This window comes from Acidovorax sp. K2F (assembly GCF_025246485.1).
Lineage (GTDB): Bacteria > Pseudomonadota > Gammaproteobacteria > Burkholderiales > Burkholderiaceae_C > Acidovorax > Acidovorax delafieldii.
Genome location: NZ_JAOBSQ010000015.1, coordinates 1 through 2,722 on the forward strand (window position 1 = coordinate 1; position 2,722 = coordinate 2,722).

Annotated in this window: 4 protein-coding genes and 2 pseudogenes; 1 reads left to right on the top strand and 5 read right to left on the bottom strand. The window is 59.3% G+C overall.

Going from position 1 to position 2,722, the window contains the following annotated elements; translation table 11 throughout:
- Positions 1-304 precede the first annotated feature (304 nt).
- Positions 305-505 (bottom strand): annotated as a pseudogene (locus N4G42_RS06095) (ArsB/NhaD family transporter); the annotation flags it as partial.
- Positions 506-652: 147 nt separating this feature from the next.
- Here N4G42_RS06095 and N4G42_RS06100 point away from each other — a divergent pair.
- Positions 653-844 carry a heavy-metal-associated domain-containing protein gene (locus tag N4G42_RS06100; protein ID WP_056637557.1) on the top strand — a complete coding sequence of 64 codons (192 nt, stop codon included), beginning with the start codon at positions 653-655 and terminating at the stop codon, positions 842-844.
- Positions 845-1,001: 157 nt separating this feature from the next.
- On the opposite strand, the gene N4G42_RS06105 is transcribed toward N4G42_RS06100, so the two are convergent.
- From N4G42_RS06105 to N4G42_RS06120, 4 genes and pseudogenes are all read right to left on the bottom strand, one after another.
- Complete coding sequence (locus N4G42_RS06105) at positions 1,002-1,295, bottom strand: hypothetical protein (RefSeq protein ID WP_260666539.1); 294 nt, start codon at positions 1,293-1,295, stop codon at positions 1,002-1,004.
- Positions 1,296-1,372: 77 nt separating this feature from the next.
- Positions 1,373-1,714: a copper-binding protein gene (locus N4G42_RS06110; RefSeq protein ID WP_056419633.1), complete on the bottom strand. Its 342-nt coding sequence runs from the start codon at positions 1,712-1,714 to the stop codon at positions 1,373-1,375.
- A 59-nt stretch (positions 1,715-1,773) separates the two neighbouring features.
- On the bottom strand, positions 1,774-2,259 hold the full coding sequence (locus N4G42_RS06115) for a plastocyanin/azurin family copper-binding protein (RefSeq protein WP_056419630.1): 486 nt from the start codon (positions 2,257-2,259) through the stop codon (positions 1,774-1,776).
- A gap of 35 nt (positions 2,260-2,294) precedes the next feature.
- A pseudogene (locus N4G42_RS06120) lies at positions 2,295-2,722 on the bottom strand (copper oxidase); the annotation flags it as partial.

Below are 2,722 nucleotides of genomic sequence, written 5' to 3' on the forward strand. Positions count from 1 at the left end.
GACACGGTGGCAATGTCAAGCACCCGAAGCCAATCCCCGCGCCTTGCACGTCGCGTTTGTAATCTTCGTGCCCCCGCTTGGGGCAGATGATTGCGTAATTTTTTGGGCTGGAAGCGGTGGCCGGCCGTGCGGCCACGCTCAGTGCCAGCACACGCAACGCACTGTTGTTTTACCGTTTTCGCCGTCGCCGCCTCGAGGGCAATTCCGAGCCTGCCGGCGGTCATCGTCACGCAGACGCTGGTGAAGTTGTTGAGCGAGCTGGTCTACGTGTGGCCGGTACCCACTTTGGGGAACGAAATCACAGCTATCGAAACGACAGCCCAACCGCCAGCGCCGCAAGTGTGATGATCAAAACGGGCACCGTGATCACCATCCCCACCCGGAAGTAGTGCCCCCAGCTGATGCGGATGCCCTTGCGCGTCAACACGTGAAGCCACAGTAGCGTGGCCAAAGTGCCGATGGGCGTGATCTTGGGTCTCAGGTCGATGCCGATCACATTCGCATGCAAATCAGAGCTGTGGAATTCGCCACGAGCTTATCGCAGCTGCCTTTGGCGAGAGGTGTCTCTGCCATGGAGGCTAAAACGATTGACCTTGCCACCATGGCAAGCAGGAGACTGGATTCTTCTTAACTTTTCGCCATGAGGCTAAAGATGCATGAATTTCAGCTTCCCGACATGACCTGCGGGCACTGCGCAGGGATGGTGAACCAGACACTGCAGATGGTGGATCCCGGCTGCAAGGTGCAGGTGGACATGTCCAAGCGCTTGGTTACGGTGCAGAGTGCTGAAGACCGCCTGACGCTTGCGGAAGCGCTCACCGAGGCGGGCTATCCGCCCTCTTGACTACGCGTCCGTACCACAAAAGATCTGCTCCGGCACACGTTCATCGCGGCGGGCATTGACACCGCCTTGGAGCCGCCGACCATCGCCTTGACGCAGCGATGGTCGGCCTGAGGTCTTTGGGCGGTTGCTACTTTTTTGCCACCTCTCTGTCTCGGAACTACTGGGGCGTGGAGCCCGGAGTGGCTTCCTTGTGCGGCATGGCTTCACGCGCATTGGCCTTTTCCTGACCACGGGCTTCGGCTTTGCTGGTGTCGGCGATGCCAGAGCCTTCACCTCGCGCTGTACTGCCATCCTTGGTCCGCTTCACACCGGTCGCAGGGCGGGCTTTCTTGTGGTCCTCGCCATGCGCTTGCGCCTTGGAGTTGGTGTAGGGCGTGGCTTCCTGGGTGTCGCCAGCGGCGAATGCAGACGATGCAGCTGTCAGGGCGAGGGCAATAAGGAGAGTTTTCATGATTTTTCCTTGGTGGGTTGACGTGCGAACAGAAGAGCGCCCCCTTTCTTGAGGGCGCGGCGAGGCACTCCTTGTGCTTACTTGGCAGGCTCGATGGCGGTGACGACCATCTTTCCGCCCTCGTTGATCACCATGAAGCGGATCTTGTCGCCGACCTGCGCCTTGTCGAGCAGGGCCTTGTCCTTGGCAGCAAACACCATAGTCATCCCCGGCATCTCCAAGTGCTTGATGTCGCCATGTTTGATGGTGATCTTGCCGGCGTCCTTGTCGATCTTGCGCACTTCTCCATCGGTCATGGAGGCTGCGGTCGTGGATGCGGCTTTTCCGGCGTCTCCAGCGGCCTGCGCCACGGCCGACAGCGGCATGAGAGTGACCAGCGACAACATAGCGCCGATCAATAAAGTGTTTGCGTTTTTCATACGAGCTCCTTGTTCAATTATACGAGCTCCTTGTTCAATTGCGTGCAGGGATTCCCCGATTACTTCTTGACCACCGTGACCTGGCCCTTCATGCCTGCGTCGTAGTGGCCTGGGTACAGGCAGGCGAACTTCACTTCGCCAGCCTTGGTGAACTGCCAGATGATTTCGCCTTGCTTGCCGGGGGCCAGCGACACCTTGCTGGGCTCGTCATGCTCCATGTCCGGGAACTTCTTCATCGTCTCGTAGTGCTCCTTGAGTTCGGCATCGGTGCCCAGGCTGAACTCATGCTTGACCTGGCCACTGTTCTTGATCACGAACTTGACCGTTTCGCCCTGCTTGACGGAGATCGCGGCGGGCGTGAAGCGCATGGTGTCAGCCATGTCCACGTTGATTGTGCGACTGACTTTGGAGGCTTTGCCTGGTTCGCCGATGGCTGACTCCTCGCTTCCATGGCCGTGACCGCCGCTGTGGGTACCGCCCGCAAAGCTGTTGAAGGACAGGGCCACCAGGGCGGAGGCGGCGATCAGGGAAAGAGTGCGTTTCATAGTTACCTTGGGTTGTGGATGAGGAAAGGAGGCGATCAGTGGCCGCTGTGCGAAGACGGCTTTTTGACCTTGACGACAGTGTCCGAACTGGACTTCTCTTTGCGGGGCATGGATTGGCCGCCCTCGGCCTTGAAGCGGGCAGGCTCCGCCATCGGGCCGGTGTACTCGTACGCCACCGTGCCCTCTGGGTTCTTGTACCAACCCGGATTTTTGTAGTCGCCCGGTTTCTGGTCGCGGCGTACTTTGACGACGCTGAACATCCCGCCCATTTCGACCGACCCGAACGGGCCTTCCCCGGTCATCATGGGAATGGTGTTGTCCGGGATGGGCATCTCCATCTCGGTCATGTCCGCCATGCCCCGTTCGCCCATGACCATGTAGTCGGGGATCAGGTTGTTGATCTTCTTGGCCACGCCCCGGTGGTCTACGCCAATCATGGTGGGAATGTCGTGACCCATTGCAT

Excerpts from the sequence above, each read along its gene's own strand:
- N4G42_RS06100 (WP_056637557.1), top strand. The coding sequence starts at position 653 with ATGCATGAATTTCAGCTTCCCGACATGACCTGCGGGCACTGCGCAGGG.
- N4G42_RS06105 (WP_260666539.1), bottom strand. The coding sequence starts at position 1,295 with ATGAAAACTCTCCTTATTGCCCTCGCCCTGACAGCTGCATCGTCTGCA.
- N4G42_RS06115 (WP_056419630.1), bottom strand. The coding sequence starts at position 2,259 with ATGAAACGCACTCTTTCCCTGATCGCCGCCTCCGCCCTGGTGGCCCTG.
- N4G42_RS06110 (WP_056419633.1), bottom strand. The coding sequence starts at position 1,714 with ATGAAAAACGCAAACACTTTATTGATCGGCGCTATGTTGTCGCTGGTC.